Source organism: Pseudomonas sp. FSL R10-2964 (assembly GCF_009600035.1).
In the GTDB taxonomy this organism is placed as follows: Bacteria; Pseudomonadota; Gammaproteobacteria; order Pseudomonadales; family Pseudomonadaceae; genus Aquipseudomonas; species Aquipseudomonas bubulae.
The window spans coordinates 105265-120865 of record NZ_WIWH01000014.1; the positions used below are offsets into that span (position 1 = coordinate 105265).

Below are 15601 nucleotides of genomic sequence, written 5' to 3' on the forward strand. Positions count from 1 at the left end.
CGGAGTTTGATAACAATGAGCGTGGAAACTCAAAAAGAAACCCTGGGCTTCCAGACCGAGGTCAAGCAACTGCTGCACCTCATGATCCATTCGCTGTACTCCAACAAGGAAATCTTCCTTCGCGAACTGATCTCGAACGCCTCTGATGCTGTCGACAAATTACGTTTTGAAGCACTGTCCAAGCCAGATCTGCTGGAGGGCGGTGCCGAGCTTAAAATCCGTGTGAGCTTCGACAAAGACGCCAACACCGTCACCCTCGAAGACAACGGTATCGGCATGAACCGCGATGACGTGATCACCCACCTGGGTACGATCGCCAAGTCCGGCACTGCCGACTTCATGAAAAACCTCACCGGCGACCAGAAAAAAGATTCGCATCTGATCGGTCAGTTCGGCGTGGGTTTCTACTCGGCCTTTATCGTTGCCGACAAGGTTGACGTGTACAGCCGCCGTGCCGGTACCCCGGCAAGCGAGGGCGTGCACTGGTCTTCGAAGGGCGAAGGCGAGTTTGAAGTGGCCACCGTCGAGAAGGCCGACCGCGGCACCAAAATCGTGCTGCACCTCAAGCCTGGCGAATCCGAATTCGCTGACGGCTGGCGCCTGCGCAACATCATCAAGAAGTACTCCGACCATATCGCCCTGCCTATCGAACTGCCTAAAGAGCAGACCGTTGCCGAAGGCGAAGAGGCGCCTGCACTGGAATGGGAAACCGTTAACCGTGCCAGTGCCCTGTGGACCCGTCCTCGTACTGAAGTAAAGGACGAGGAATATCAGGAGTTCTACAAGCACATTGCCCATGACTACGAGAACCCGCTGGCCTGGAGCCACAACAAGGTTGAGGGCAAGCTCGAATACAGCTCGCTGCTCTACGTTCCGGCCCGTGCACCGTTTGATCTGTACCAGCGTGAAGCGCCTAAAGGCCTGAAGCTGTATGTGCAGCGTGTCTTCGTGATGGATCAGGCCGAGTCGTTCCTGCCGCTGTACCTGCGCTTTATCAAGGGCGTGATCGACTCCAACGACCTGTCGCTGAACGTGTCGCGGGAAATCCTGCAAAAAGACCCGATCATCGACTCGATGAAGACGGCGCTGACCAAGCGTGTACTCGACATGCTGGAAAAACTGGCGAAGAACGAGCCTGAGAAATATCAGGGCTTCTGGAAAAACTTCGGCCAGGTGATGAAAGAAGGTCCGGCCGAAGATTTCGCCAACAAGGAAAAAATCGCCGGTCTGCTGCGTTTTGCTTCGACCCACGGCGACGACGGCGAACAGAATGTTTCCTTGACCGACTACCTGGCCCGCGCCAAGGAAGGTCAGGACAAGATTTACTACCTGACCGGCGAAACCTACGCGCAGGTTAAAAACAGCCCGCACCTCGAAGTCTTCAGCAAAAAAGGCATCGAAGTCCTGCTGCTGACCGACCGCATCGACGAGTGGCTGATGAGCTACCTCAGCGACTTCGACGGCAAGAGCTTTGTCGACGTGGCCCGTGGTGACCTCGATCTGGGCAATCTGGACTCGGAAGAGGACAAGAAAGCCGCAGAAGAAGTGGCCAAGGCCAAAGAAGGTCTGGTTGAGCGCATCAAGGCTGCCTTGGGTGAGAGCGTCAGCGAAGTGCGCGTGTCGCATCGTCTGACTGATTCCCCGGCGATTCTTGCCATTGGTGAGCAGGATCTGGGCATGCAAATGCGTCAGATCCTCGAAGCCAGCGGTCAGAAAGTGCCTGAGTCCAAGCCTATCTTCGAGTTCAACCCGGCTCACCCGCTGATCGAGAAACTCGATGCAGAGCAGAGTGAAGAGCGTTTTGGCGACCTGTCGCACATCCTCTTCGATCAGGCAGCCCTGGCAGCCGGTGACAGTTTGAAAGACCCTGCGGCCTATGTCCGTCGGCTAAACAAATTGTTAGTAGAGTTGTCGGTCTAACCTCGCTATAAAAACCCGCTTCGGCGGGTTTTTTTTGTTTCAAATTCAGGAGTTTTTGATGAAATCCATTTCGGTCAGCTCTGTGGCTTATCAAATCGACGGCCAACCTTACGAAGGCCGTTTGGCCTTTGATCCGAGCCGTGAAGACCCGTTGCCGGGTTTGCTGATGGCGCCCAACTGGATGGGCATCAGCGCAGGCGCCGAAGAGATTGCCAAGTCGGTGGCAGAACAGGGTTATGTGGTACTGATCGCCGATTTGTATGGCCAGGGCACCCGGCCCGGCAACGCCGACGAGGCCGGTGCGGCGATGATGCCGCTCAAGAATGACCGTGCCTTGCTGCGCAAGCGTATGTGGGCAGCGTATGACATGCTGAAAAATCAGGGCCTGGCCCAGGTCGACAGCAACAAGCTGGCAACCTTTGGTTTCTGTTTTGGCGGGTGCTGTTCACTGGAACTGGCACGCAGCGGTGCACCGTTGCAAGCTGCGGTGTCATTCCACGGCACGCTGGACACACCTAACCCGATCGATGCCCAGAGCATCAAGGGCTCGGTGCTGGTGTTGCACGGGGCGCTGGACCCATTGGTGCCAAGCGAGCAGTTACCGGCATTTGAAGCCGAAATGAACGCGGCGAGTGTGGACTGGCAGTTGACCAGCTATGGCGGCGCAGTACATTCGTTCACTGACCCCCACGCCAATGTGCCGGGCAAGATGATGTACGACGCCAAAACTGCGGGTCGGGCGTTCACCGCCATGCATAACTTGCTGGATGAAGTGTTTCGCGATTAATCGCAATCACGACAGTCTGTGGGAGCGGGCTTGCTCGCGATGCTGACGGCTCGGTCTGTCAGACAACACCGGGCGATGCTATCGCGAGCAGGCCCGCTCCCACAGTGGTCACGCCGAGCGTTCCATCACCTCGCTCACCGTCAAATCCCGCATCAACAACCCGTAGTTCAAGTCCACCTGTTCGGGGATCGGCAGGTACACCGTGTGGCCATCACCCGGCGCCACTTGGGTCGGCAAGCCTGCACTGTTAAGCAAACGTTCCAGATCAAAGTGATAGTTGCCGTGGGGTGTCATCAGCTCCAGATGATCGCCCAAAGCAAATCGGTTTTTCACTTTGACTTCGGCCAGGCCGTTGCGACGCTCACCGGTCAATTCGCCGACAAACTGCTGACGATGGGACAGCGAGCTGCCATGCAGGTAGTTCTGGTATTCATCGTGTACATGGCGGCGCAAGAACCCTTCGGTATAACCACGCTGGGCCAGTGACTCCAGATCGGTCATCAGGCTGCGATCAAATTCACGACCTGCCACTGCATCATCAATCGCCTTGCGATATACCTGAGTGGCGCGCGCGCAGTAAAAGTGCGACTTGGTGCGGCCTTCGATCTTCAGCGAATGCACACCCATCTCGGCCAGCCGTGCCACATGCTGCACGGCGCGCAGATCCTTGGAGTTCATGATGTAAGTGCCGTGCTCGTCCTCGAACGCGGTCATCGGTTCATCCGGGCGCTGGGATTCGTGCATCACGAATACTTCGTCAGTGGGTGCACCTACGCCCAGGGTAGGCTCAACCACATTGACGATATTGCCCAGCTCGTTTTCTGTACCCGGTCTGGCCTCGTACTTCCAGCGGCAGGCATTGGTGCAGCTGCCCTGGTTGGCATCTCGCTTGTTCATGTAGCCAGATAACAGGCAGCGCCCGGAGTAGGCCATGCATAGCGCGCCATGTACGAAAATCTCCAGCTCCATATCGGGTACTTGCTGACGGATTTCTTCGATCTCTTCCAGCGACAACTCCCGGGACAGGATGATGCGGCTCAGGCCTTGCTGGCGCCAGAATTCAACACTGGCCCAGTTCACGGTATTGGCCTGCACCGACAAATGAATCGGCACATGGGGGAAGTTTTTGCGCACCAGCATGATCAGCCCCGGGTCGGACATGATCAGCGCATCCGGTGCCATGGCAATCACCGGCTCCAGATCCTTGAGAAAGGTACGCAGCTTGGCGTTGTGCGGGGCGATATTGACCACCACGTAAAAACGCTTGCCCTGAGCCTGGGCTTCGGCGATGCCAATGGCCAGGTTGGTGTGGTCGAATTCGTTGTTGCGCACGCGCAAGCTGTAGCGTGGTTGGCCCGCATACACCGCGTCGGCGCCATACGCGAAGGCATAGCGCATATTTTTCAGGGTGCCGGCAGGGGCGAGGAGTTCGGGCGGAGCAAGGCGCATAGTCAGTTCGTTCGCAAAAAAGGCGCGATGGTAGTCGAGCCCTTGCTCCCGGCTATTGATCTGGATCTATGCTTTGCGCGGCCAGGTCAGCATCACAATGCCCGCGACCACAATCAGGCCGCCGATGATCTGGCCGCTGCTGAGCAACTGGTCAAGAATCAGCCAGCCAAACAGCAGGCTCGCCACCGGTTCGACGTTCATTACCGGTGCGTTGCGGGCCATGTTCAGCCGCGTCATGCAGATAAACAACAGGCAGAAGCCCAGCCCGTAAAGCGCAACCAGAAAGGCCAGGGCTGTCCAGCCGGTAGACGAGGAGGGCAGCGACACCCCGCCCGGCAGCACCCCGCTGACCCCGGCCAGGGCTGCCGCACAAAATACGATAAGCATGGTCAGCATGCTACGCACCGTACCGCGCAGGCTCGAGAGTTTGTGATCGGTGATCCATAGCGCACAGGCAAACACGCAAGCAGCAGCAAAGCCGAAGAGGATGCCTTCGAGCCACTGTGCCTCGGTACTGTGCTGGCTGGACAAACGCTCGGGCACGTCGAGGGCAAACACCAGGCCGCACATGATCAACCCCATCAGCAGTGCCGCCCGCAGGGTGGGTGCCGCACCGCCCAGGGCCCAGGTCAGCAGTACCAGCAGGATCGGCGCCATATTGCCGATCAACAATGCCAGGGCCACGGGGATACGGGCCACGGCTGAATAAATGCAGAAGCTTTGTGCTGCGATCAGCAATCCCAACAGCAATTGCCAACGCCAGTTGGCGGGGGTCAGGCGGGGGCGTTCACGCTGCCACAGCACCAGGCCGGTCAATACCAGCAAGGTCACGCCAGCACGACATAGAATCGCCAGCAGCAAACCGGTGTCGTGGTCGAAGGCAATCCGGGCGGCGATATGATTGCCCGCAAAAGCGCAGGCCAGCAGTACCAGAATCAATACTGCGATATGGCGGGGGAACAACGCAGGAGCAGACATAAGCAACCAGCCTCCTTGGCTGGAAATAGAGCCGCTTTAATATCCCTGTGGGAGCGGGCTTGCTCGCTCCCACAGGGGTAAGGCGGGGTTACAGCACCAGGTTTGGCAACCACAGCGAGATGGCCGGAACGTAGGTCACCAGCATCAGCACCATAAACAGTGCCAGGTAGAATGGCAGCAGTGCTTTAACGGTGTTTTCGATGGTGACCTTGCCCACGGCTGCACCCACGAACAGCACCGCGCCCACCGGCGGTGTGATCAGGCCGATGCCCAGGTTGACCAGCATGATCATGCCAAAATGTACCGGGTCGACACCGATACCGATGATCACCGGCAGCAGGATCGGGGTGAGGATCAGGATCAGCGGCGCCATGTCCATCACGGTGCCCAGCAACAACATGACGTTGATGCACATCAGGATCACGTAGCGGTTATCCGACAGGGTCAGGAACGCGGTGGTGATCTTCATCGGGATTTCCATCAGCGTCAGGATGTAACCGAAGCTGGCAGCAAAGCCGATCAGGATCATTACGATGGAAATGGTACGCACCGCCCGATGCATCAGCTTGGGCAGATCACGCCACTTGTAGTCGCGGTAAATGAACATGGTGACGAAGAACGACCACACCACCGCGACCGCCGCCGACTCGGTGGCAGTGAAGACGCCAGTGAGGATGCCGCCAAGGATGATGACCATGGCCATCAGGCCCCACATCGCTTCACCGGCGATTTTCAGCGCGGTGCGCAGCGGGATCACTTCACCCTTGGGGTAGTTGCGTCTGCGCGCAAAGATCATGCACAGGCCCATCATCACTGCGCTGAGCAACAACCCCGGCATGATCCCGGCCATAAACAGCGAAGCAATCGATACCGTGCCGCCCGCTGCCAGCGAGTACAGCACCGAGTTGTGGCTGGGCGGGGTGAGCAAAGCCTGTACCGAGCCGCTGACCGTTACCGCCGTGGAGAACTCACGGGGGTAACCGGCGCGCTCCATTTCCGGAATCAGTACCGAGCCCACGGAAGCGGTGTCGGCGACGGAAGAGCCGGAAATCGCGCCAAAGAAGGTCGAGGCGACGATATTGACCAGCGACAGGCCGCCGCGCACAAACCCTACCAGTACCCCGGCAAAGGCCACCAGCCGACGTGACATGCCGCCTTCGGCCATGATGGCACCGGCCAGGACAAAAAACGGGATGGCCAGCAGCGAGAACTTGTTAACCCCGCCAGCCACTTGAATCATCAGGGCATCGAACGGGATATCGATCCACCAGGCGCCGACCAGTGCCGACAGGCCCAGCGCGTAGGCGACCGGCATGCCGATAAGGATCAGGGCGATAAAACTGCCCAACAATACGAAAGCGTCCATTTATACGGCCTCTTCGCTGGCTTCTACAATGTCGAACCGCACGGCACGGCGGTGGCTTTGGTCACCCAGGAAGAGTTTTTCCAGGACGAAGATCAGGGTCACGATGCCGCCCAGCGGGATAGGCAAATAGGAGATGCCTACGCGCAAACCCGGCATTTCGCCAAGAAACTGGTTCCAGGTGGTCGCGCACAGTTTGAAGCCCTTGACCGTCATGAACAGGCAGACGATGACCATCAGGATTTGCACCAGCACCGCGGCCAGTTTGCGGACATGGGCCGGCATGCGCTCGACCGCCATCGCCACTGCCATATGGGCACCGGCACGGTAGCTGGCGGCAGCGCCAAAGAAGGTAAACACCACCATCAGCAGAATGGCGGTGGGCTCGGGCCAGCTGGAGCCGCTGCCCAGCACGTAGCGGGCAAAAATGCCCCAGGGGATGATCAAGGTCATGGTCAGCACCGACAAACCGGCGATCCCGATGCAGGCCCTGTACAGCAAGTCATTAAAGCGCAGTACGGTATTTTTCATGGGGCTCACCACTACGCGGCAAACGGGCTTGCGCCCGTTGCGGCGGCGTTATCGGACTGGCTTATTGGACGGCTTCGATGCGCGAGATCAGATCTTTGTAGTTGGCACCGTACTTGTCGCGAACCGGCTGGGTGGCGTCGTAGAAGGCTTTTTTCTGCTCCGGGGTGAGGGTGATGAATTCCACGCCTGCGGTCTTGAGCTTGGTTTCGCTCTCCGCGGATTTTTTGTCCCAGATCACTCGCTCTTCCATTTGCGCTTCACGGGCCAGTTTTTGCACCAGGGCTTGTTGCTCGGGGCTGAGTTTGGCCCAGGTGGTCTTGGCGATCACGATCGGCTCGGGGAGGATCAGGTGGTCGGTCCAGGTGAAGTACTTGGCGTTCTGGTAGTGGTTGTGCTCAAGGAAGGTCGGCGGGTTGTTCTCTGCGCCATCGATCACGCCGGTCTGCAGGGCGCTGAAAATCTCGCCGGTGGCCATGGCAATGCCATTGCCGCCCATGTCGTTGATGGTGTCGATAAATACCGGGTTGCCTTGTACGCGGATTTTCATGCCTTTGAGGTCGGCAATCTCACGTACCGGTTTTTTTGTGTACAGGTTGCGTGTGCCGCCGTCCATCCAGGCCAGCGCGACCATATTGAAGTCGGAGTTGGTGATTTTATCCAGCATCTCCTGGCCGATTTCGCCGTCGATGATCTTGCGCATATGGGCTTGGTCGCGGAACACGAACGGCAGGTTGAAGGCATTGGTTTCCGGTACTACCGGACCAAGGATGCCGAGGCTGACCCGGGTCATCTGCACCGCGCCGGACTGCAATTGTTCGACTACTTCTTTCTCTGAACCCAGTACGCCACCAGCAAACATCTTGAAAGAAATATCGCCGTTGCTCTGTTCCTGAAGCTTTTTGCCCATTTCCTGTTCGGCCAGCACCGGCGGATAGCCAGTGGGATGAACCTCGGCGAACTTGATCTTGATTTCGGCCTGGGCCACGCCTGAGAGGCAGAAGGCCAGGGGGAGAGCAGCAATCAGCAGGGTGCGTTTGAAATCCATGGGTCACTCCAAATATTGTTTTTGTTATTTCAAGGTGTTGGATCGGTTGTCAGTTATTCAGTAGTGGCTCCGGCAAGCCCTTGACCCCGGGGCGGAGGGCAAACACGCCTCCTGCCAACGGCTGGTCGGCGAGATCGCCTGCAGGGCGGATCGAGGTCACAAACAGGGTGTCCAGATCAGCGCCGCCAAAAGCGCACATCGCCGGTTTTTTCACGGGTACGGTCAGGGAGCGGTCGAGCTTGCCTTGCGGGGTAAAGCGATGGATCAGCCCGGCATCGTTGCCGCAAATCCAGTAGCAGCCCTCGGCATCCACGGCGGCGCCATCGGGGCGACCCGGGTGCTCGCTCATGTCCACAAACAGGCGACGGTTGTGAGGGGTACCCGTGTCGGTGTCGTAGTCAAAAGCCCAGATTTTTTGCACGTCCGGGTGTGAGTCCGACAGGTATAAGGTTTTGCCATCGGGGCTGAACGCCAGGCCGTTGGGCACGATCAAGCCCTGCAGTTGCGCAGTGAGCGGCTCGGTCTGGCCTGCGTTGTAGCGGTACATGGCGCCCACCGGGGCGCCGGCGGCCATGTTCATCACCATGGTGCCCGCCCAGAAGCGGCCCTGGCGGTCGCAGCGGCCATCGTTGAAGCGCATGCCTGGCAGGGCGTGGGTCACGCTGGCCAGCAAACGACTGTCGAGGCTGCCATCGGCGTGAGGGGTGATAGCGAACAGACCGTTTTCCATCGCGGCGATCCAACTGCCATGACCTGTCTGAGCAATGCAGGCGAGCATTTGCGAGGCTTGCCAACTGTGCTCTTTACCATCGGCGGGGCTCCAGCGATGCAAGCGTTTTGCCGGGATATCCACCCAGTAAAGTGCCTGCTCCGCGATGCTCCAGACCGGGCTTTCGCCGGTGGCATTACGTGCATCGAGAATCAGTTCAGCTGTCATGATGCCTCGACCTCTGTGATCTTGTTTTGGTGGCAGGGGCGTATTTATTCGTCGCCAAACGGGCCGGCAGCCACGAAGGCACCGCCCTGGTAAACCATGCTCGGGTCATTGGCCGCAGGCATCGGCTGAGCTTCGATCTTGTCGCGAAACACTTCAGAGGTGTCCCTGGGCTCAAAACCCAGGTGGGCGGCATAGCGGTTGTCCCACCACACATTGAGGTTGTTGGAGGCGCCATAGACCACGGTGTGGCCGACATCCGGCGTGTACAGCGAGCGCTCGAGCAGCTGTGTAAGGTCAGCAAAGCTCAGCCAGGTGCTCATCATCCGGCGGTTTTGCGGCTCGGGGAACGAGGAACCGATGCGGATGCTGACGGTTTCGATGCCATAACGATCGAAGTAGAAGGTGGCCATGTCTTCGCCATAAGACTTGGACAGCCCGTAGTAACTGTCAGGCCGGCGCGGGGAGTGGGCATCCAGGGTCTGGTCCTGTTTGTAGAACCCGATGACATGGTTGGAACTGGCGAAAATCACCCGTTTGACGCCATGCCGGCGTGCCGCTTCGTAGATATGGAAAATGCCGCTGATATTGGGGCCGAGGATCTCTTCGAGCGGGCGCTCCACCGAGACACCGCCAAAGTGCAGGATGGCGTCTACCCCTTCAACCAGCTGGTGGACGGCCTGTTTGTCGGCAAGGTCGCAGATGAGCACTTCCTCGCGGCTGTCGGCAGCGGGAGCCATTGCGGCGATATTTGAAAGTCGCAGCACCCTGGCGTAGGGCTTGAGGGTTTCGCGTAGCACCTTCCCCAGACCGCCAGCAGCACCGGTGAGGAGAAGGCGATTGAAGGGGGTTTGGACAGTGTGTGTGGTTGTCATCAAAGGGCCCTGTCGTACTTGTTATTGTCAGTTGTCGTATGACTTGGGTTGGATTATTCACAGTCATTGCGGTGGTTGTCAATGCACAAGTGATCTGGATTATTCACCAAAAGCACCCTCTCCCAAAGGGAGAGGGGACTAAAGGCAAAAGCAGTTCTGCGTAACACCACACATCAGCCCCCTCTCCCTTTGGGAGAGGGCAGGGGTGAGGGTCGCAAGCGCCCCCCGATGGCACAGACATGACTTACAGCAACGACAACGGATAGCTGATAAAGATGCGGTTTTCGTCGAATTCGTGGGTGCTGTAGTCGCGCCGGATACTCGCATTGCGCCAGCGCAGGTTAAGGTCCTTGAACGTACCGGCCTGTACGGTGTAAGCCAGTTCCGATTCGCGGCCCCATTCCTTGCCATCGGTGATGCTGCCGGTGTGGATGTTATCGCCACTGATATAGCGGTTCATCATGGTCAGGCCGGGGACGCCGAGCACCGCGAAATCCAGGTCATGACGCACTTGCCAGGAGCGCTCCTTGGCCAGGTCATAGCTGGAGTTGTAGCTGTCGTTGGCCAGGGTTCCGCCGCTGGTGCCATTGACCCTGAACCAGCCATCGTCGCCACTGATTTTCTGCAGGCCCACATACAGAGTGTTGCCCTTGTATTTGGCCGACAGCAGGGCGTAGGCGGTTCTATTGTCCAGGTCCCCCGCCAGTTTGTTACCGTCTTCCTTGCCCCAGAAATAACCGAGGTTTGCGCCCAGCGTCACATCGCCAACAGGTTGGCTGTGCAACACGTTTAAAAATTGCTGCTGGTAGATGTCTTCCAGCTGGGCATACCACAGGCCGACCTGGGTACGCTTTTCATTGAAGCTGTAATCACCGCCGGCAAAGTTGAAGCGATCGGAGGTAAAGGCACCTTTGCCGTTGAGCGACATGTCTTCCATGCTTGCGTCGTTACGCGGGCTGTTGGCGCGGAACTGGCCACCGTAGAGGTTCAGCCCGGCGATTTCTTTTGAAGTGATCTGGCCGCCACGGAAGGTTTGCGGCAAGGAGCGGCCATCGTCCGAGCGCAGGATCGGCAGCACCGGCATCCACTCGCCGATTTTCAGTTCCGTATTGGAGATTTTGGCCTTGGCCGCAACACCCAAACGACCAAAGTTATCGGCGGGCTCACCATCGCTGTGGGTCGGTAACAGTTGAGTACCGACCGTGCCCTTGCCGCCGTCGAGTTTTTGCGAGTAAAGCCCCAGTACATCCACTCCGAAACCGACAGTGCCCTGGGTAAAGCCGGACTTGACGTCGAGAATGAAGTTTTGCGTCCACTCTTCGGCCTTGCTTTGCGGGTAGTCAGGGTTGGTATAGTTGCGGTTGATGTAGGCGTTGCGCAGGTTCAATGTAGCCTTGGTGTCATCGATAAAGCCTTCGGCCATACCGCTGACGGGCAGCGCCAGACCCATGCTGCCAAGGCCCAGCAACACCAGCGAGCGGGTACCACGGGAGGTTCTTGAGCAAGTGAACAGGGAGGGGGCACAGGTAGGTGTGATCATCCGTAGAGCTCCTGAGTATTATTATTTTTGTTATCTGTCGTCGTACAACCAGGCAGATTATTTACAGAGTGTCTAGGGAGTTGTCAATGTCAGCGGCTACACTGCGTGCACCAGATTCCTACTCGCATCACTGACATGGATGGCTCATGAACGAAACAAGTCTGCAACGTAAAACCCTGCTCCTGTTGCTGGCCTTGGTCACAATTGCATTCATCTGGATTTTATTGCCGTTTTATGGCGCGATTTTTTGGGCTGTTGCCCTGGGGATTCTGTTTGCACCCCTGCAACGCAAGCTGCTACTCAAGCTAAAAGGCCGACGCAACCTGGCAACTTTTACCACGCTGGGGGCCTGTACGGTGATCGCGATCATTCCGGTCATCATCACCACGACCTTGCTGGTGCAGGAAGTGGCAACGCTCTACAAGGATGTTGAAAGCGGCAGAATCAACGTCGCCAGCTATGTCATGCAGTTCAAGGATATCCTGCCGGCCACCGCCCAGGACTGGCTTGACCGTTTCGGCATGGGCAATATCGACGGGCTGAGCGAGAAAGTATCCAAGGGTGCACTCGAAGGCAGCCAGTTTTTTGCCACCCAGGTGTTCAGCTTTGGTCAGAGCACCTTTGATCTGGTGGTGAGCTTTTTCATCATGTTGTACCTGCTGTACTTCTTTATTCGTGATGGCCAGCAAATGGTGCGCACCATCCGCAACGCGGTACCGCTTGCCGAACAGCAAAAACGCCTGTTGCAGCTCAAATTGCGCCGTGTGGTCCGGGCCTCGGTCAAGGGCAACCTGGCGGTGGCCATTACCCAGGGGGCATTGGGCGGGGTGATTTTCTGGGTACTGGGCATTCACAGCGCGCTGTTCTGGGCGGTGCTGATGATGTTCCTGTCGCTGTTGCCCGCCGTGGGTGCCGGCATCGTCTGGGCACCGGTCGCGGTTTACTTCGTAGTGACCGGCTCGGTCTGGCAGGGTGTGGTGCTGGCGCTGTATGGGGTCTTTGTGATCGGCATGGTGGACAACGTGCTGCGCCCCATCCTGGTGGGCAAGGACACGAAAATGCCGGACTTCCTGATTTTGATCTCGACCCTGGGCGGCATGGCGATCTTCGGCCTCAATGGCTTTGTGATCGGGCCATTGATTGCCGCCCTGTTCCTGTCCAGCTGGGGCCTGTTCAGTGGCACCCGGCGCAAGGTGCGGTTGCCAGCCGATATCCCGTCCGGCGATTAACGGAAGCTGTAGGAAACCCCCACGTAGGCGCCCCTGCCTTCACCGGGGGTGGAGCGCGCGGCGTCCAGTCCCTTGTCGTCATACCCTGGCGTAACCGTAGCGGCATAGCGCTCGCCGCTCAGGTTGCGCAGGTCGAGCCAGGCTTGCCAGTCCTGCTTGGGGGCGTTGTAGCCCAGGGTTGCGCCCCAAAGCATATAGGACGAGGTATAATACGAGTTGGCGTAATCCACCGCCATGCGTGAGGCAACCTGGGTGTTCACCCCGGCATAGAAGCCCTGCGGATGGTCATAGCGTACTTCGGCCTGGTAGTAGTGTTGCGGGATCCCCGGCAACTTGTTGTCGCCAAAGCGCTCGTCGTCACGGTAATGGAAGTCGCTGAAGGTGTAGGCCTGGCGCAGGGATACCTTGCCCACTGCTTGTCTTTCCCACAGCAGGCTGTTGAGTCCTGCTTCGATGCCTTGGTGCACGGTGGGGCTGGCGTTGGACTCGCCGACAATCGGGCTTTGGGTGAGAGTGGCGGCCTGGGTTTCGACGCTCAGCAGTTCATGGCGCACGGCCGAGTAATACCAGGCCAGATCCCACTGTCCGAGCCACGAATCGCCACGGGTGCCCAGTTCCAGAGTAGTAGCAGTTTGATTGTCCAGCGACACGGGGGTGCTCTGGCGACCGGTAGCCGGGCCACTGTTGACCGGGAAGGTAAACGGCGAGCCCCAGATCATCGACCACGGGTGCGGCGGCTCAACCGAACGGCTCAGGTTGGCGTACACCTGCAGGTTCGGATTGAACTCGTAACGCAGGCCAACACGGGGCGCGTAGTCCCAGTCATGCTGGCTGACCTTGCCACCGCTGTCGGGGTAGCTCACGTCGCTCTCGCGGCGGGTGTAGATCAGCGCCATGCCGGTGGTCAGCCACAGGTCGGGGATTAGTTCCAGATCATTGCTGGCGTGCAGCACGGTGTCGGAACCCTGGTAACTGAAGTCGCGAATCTTGGTGCCCGGGGCATAGCCTGCAGTGTTGCCCACAGGGATACGCACATATTCCGATGCACCACTGTTGGGCAAATGCTTGGTGTTGCGCAGGCCCACGGTGGTGTTGCTTTCGAGGCCGAACAGGGTGTCGCGGCGCTTGTAGTTGAGCGTGCCGCTGACATCGGTATAGGCAACTTTCAAACGGTTAGGGCCTTCTCGCAGATCCATCGGGTAGTCGTGATAGACCAGGCCCACTTCCAGCTGCGAATCGTCATCCAGGTACATCGTGGTCTTGTTGCCCAGCCAGGTACTGCCGGGTTGCGGGCGGCTGTAGTCCCCTGCCACATAGGCCGGGTTGGCTGCGCGAGGGTGATGCTTGATATTGTCTTTGGTCACGCGCCCGGCCAGTTCGTTATCGGTTTCGCGATAGCGCAGGTAGAAGCGGGTTTCCAGTTGTGGACTGAAGCGATAACCGACATTGGCTGCGATGCCTTTGCTGCTGCCAGCGGTATGGTGTTGATAGCCGTCGGTGTCTGAGTCGGTCAGGGCGACATAGTAGTCCAGATCCCCCAGAACCTGCCCGGAGCTGATCTGGCGTTTCTGATAGCCATAGCTGCCCGTTTCGTAACGCACCTGCAATGGCGCGGCGTCGTAGCCGGTGTGGGTGACGTAGTTGATCGAGCCGCCCAGGGCCAGCGAGCCGGTGTCGAAGCCATTGGCGCCGCGCAGCACTTCGGCGCGGCTCAACCATAGCGGTTCGAACAGTTCGTAGGGCGTACCGCCGGGGCCGGTCAGGGGCAGGCCGTCGAACATCACGTACAGCCCCGATCCGTGGGCGCTGGGGGCGCGGTTGATGCCCGAGCCGCGCACCGAGACCTTGGCCCCGTCATTGCCCGCCGATTGCGCGTATACCCCTGGCTGGTAGGCCAGCACATCGGCATTGCTGGCGGTGCGACCGTTTTCGACGCGGGCCATATCGATCAGGTTGCTGGCGCCGGGCACTTCATTGAGTGCGTTCTGGGCGGCTTCCAGTTCGCTGCTTTCTTCGCTGCGTACCTGCACCTCATCCAGTTCCAGGGCACTGCCGTAGGCGGGGGTGGCACTGAGGAGTGCCAAAGGTAAAAGCGAGGAGAACACGGATCGCATTAATGGAGCTTCCAGATCGATGGGCGGGCGGCGCGCCAGCCTATACAAGCCCGGAATCACTCGCAACTGTCACGGTTGCAATCCAGTTGTGGGAGCGAGCCTGCTCGCGAAGCTGCAAGCTCACGCTTTTTCGGGATTTATCGCACAGGTTTGGCAATTGCTGGAGGTCTGATGCGGGGCCTATAGTGGGTGCTCGCCGATAAGGCGACCGGGTTTGGCGATCCGCAGTAACTTTAAATAAGTACATAATTGCTATTTACGGTTGAGCGTGTAATTTGCTCGAAATGTTTTATGGCAGTTGTACGTGGGAGATCTTCGGGTCTGCCGGGTTTTCTTAAAGTTACCGGTTCGCCAACCCACGTACAGCGGCCACCTTTTTTGTTTGGCGACAAAAATGGATGGCTAAATCCAACTTTAAGAGACTTTCTTATGACGAATTCACCGTATATCCCGTTAACAGCCATCGACTGCACCATCCCCGCGTTATTGATCGATCGTAGCGCTCCCCTCGATGTGCTCCATGCCAACGCAGTCGCCCGCGTTCTGGCTGTAACTCAACTGATGGAATCGTTCTCCAGCCGCGAAGTGCAGCAGGCCGATTCGGTTGATCTCAAACATCTGGCCACGGTTTCGGCGCAATTGCTGCGCGATGGTTGTGATCTGCTCGATGTGCTGGGCTGGCGCTTGCGGCCCGCTTGATCGTGTTTGTTTAACTGATACGTTGAGTACATATCCGGCATTTGTGTCTAACTGAAATAGTGGTTTCGCCCTTACGGCGAGTCCCTTTTTGAAGGACCAAAAAGGAACCAAAAAGTCCTCGCCCCATCGTACGGCCT

General features: G+C 58.3%; 13 protein-coding genes. 4 read left to right on the forward strand and 9 right to left on the reverse strand.

The window, feature by feature from the left end; genetic code table 11:
- Positions 1–15: 15 nt before the first annotated feature.
- Positions 16–1920, forward strand: a complete 1905-nt coding sequence (gene htpG, locus GHN92_RS10135; protein WP_153379991.1) for a molecular chaperone HtpG — start codon at positions 16–18, stop codon at positions 1918–1920.
- Between the two features lie 58 nt (positions 1921–1978).
- Positions 1979–2707: a dienelactone hydrolase family protein gene (locus tag GHN92_RS10140; RefSeq protein WP_095026113.1), complete on the forward strand. Its 729-nt coding sequence runs from the start codon at positions 1979–1981 to the stop codon at positions 2705–2707.
- A 108-nt stretch (positions 2708–2815) separates the two neighbouring features.
- Here GHN92_RS10140 and yegQ read toward each other — a convergent pair whose 3' ends face one another.
- The 8 genes from yegQ to GHN92_RS10180 all read right to left on the reverse strand — a co-directional run bounded on the left by yegQ (position 2816) and on the right by GHN92_RS10180 (position 11422).
- Entirely contained in the window at positions 2816–4156 is a 1341-nt protein-coding gene (yegQ, locus tag GHN92_RS10145; protein WP_133144927.1) for a tRNA 5-hydroxyuridine modification protein YegQ, read from the reverse strand.
- 66 nt (positions 4157–4222) lie between these two features.
- A complete protein-coding gene (locus GHN92_RS10150; RefSeq protein ID WP_095019115.1) occupies positions 4223–5134 on the reverse strand; it encodes a DMT family transporter in 912 nt (303 codons plus the stop codon).
- A gap of 88 nt (positions 5135–5222) precedes the next feature.
- Positions 5223–6500 carry a TRAP transporter large permease gene (locus GHN92_RS10155; RefSeq protein WP_153379993.1) on the reverse strand — a complete coding sequence of 426 codons (1278 nt, stop codon included), beginning with the start codon at positions 6498–6500 and terminating at the stop codon, positions 5223–5225.
- Positions 6501–7028 carry a TRAP transporter small permease gene (locus tag GHN92_RS10160; RefSeq protein WP_095002108.1) on the reverse strand — a complete coding sequence of 176 codons (528 nt, stop codon included), beginning with the start codon at positions 7026–7028 and terminating at the stop codon, positions 6501–6503. It abuts the gene before it with no gap.
- A 61-nt stretch (positions 7029–7089) separates the two neighbouring features.
- A complete protein-coding gene (locus GHN92_RS10165) occupies positions 7090–8073 on the reverse strand; it encodes a TRAP transporter substrate-binding protein (protein ID WP_095002107.1) in 984 nt (327 codons plus the stop codon).
- A 49-nt stretch (positions 8074–8122) separates the two neighbouring features.
- Positions 8123–9010, reverse strand: a complete 888-nt coding sequence (locus GHN92_RS10170) for an SMP-30/gluconolactonase/LRE family protein (RefSeq protein ID WP_153379995.1) — start codon at positions 9008–9010, stop codon at positions 8123–8125.
- Positions 9011–9054: 44 nt separating this feature from the next.
- Positions 9055–9882, reverse strand: a complete 828-nt coding sequence (locus GHN92_RS10175; protein ID WP_153379998.1) for an NAD(P)-dependent oxidoreductase — start codon at positions 9880–9882, stop codon at positions 9055–9057.
- A gap of 244 nt (positions 9883–10126) precedes the next feature.
- Positions 10127–11422 carry an OprD family porin gene (locus GHN92_RS10180; protein WP_095002104.1) on the reverse strand — a complete coding sequence of 432 codons (1296 nt, stop codon included), beginning with the start codon at positions 11420–11422 and terminating at the stop codon, positions 10127–10129.
- A gap of 146 nt (positions 11423–11568) precedes the next feature.
- Between GHN92_RS10180 and GHN92_RS10185 the strand changes: the two genes are divergently transcribed.
- Positions 11569–12651, forward strand: coding sequence for an AI-2E family transporter (locus GHN92_RS10185; RefSeq protein ID WP_095002103.1), 1083 nt, complete (start codon positions 11569–11571; stop codon positions 12649–12651).
- On the opposite strand, the gene GHN92_RS10190 is transcribed toward GHN92_RS10185, so the two are convergent.
- Entirely contained in the window at positions 12648–14765 is a 2118-nt protein-coding gene (locus GHN92_RS10190; protein WP_133144929.1) for a TonB-dependent receptor domain-containing protein, read from the reverse strand. The two genes, GHN92_RS10185 and GHN92_RS10190, sit on opposite strands and share 4 nt — an antisense overlap.
- A gap of 429 nt (positions 14766–15194) precedes the next feature.
- On the opposite strand from GHN92_RS10190, the gene GHN92_RS10195 reads away from it, so the two are divergent.
- Positions 15195–15464, forward strand: a complete 270-nt coding sequence (locus tag GHN92_RS10195) for a short-chain dehydrogenase (protein ID WP_133144930.1) — start codon at positions 15195–15197, stop codon at positions 15462–15464.
- The last annotated feature ends 137 nt before the right edge of the window (positions 15465–15601 follow it).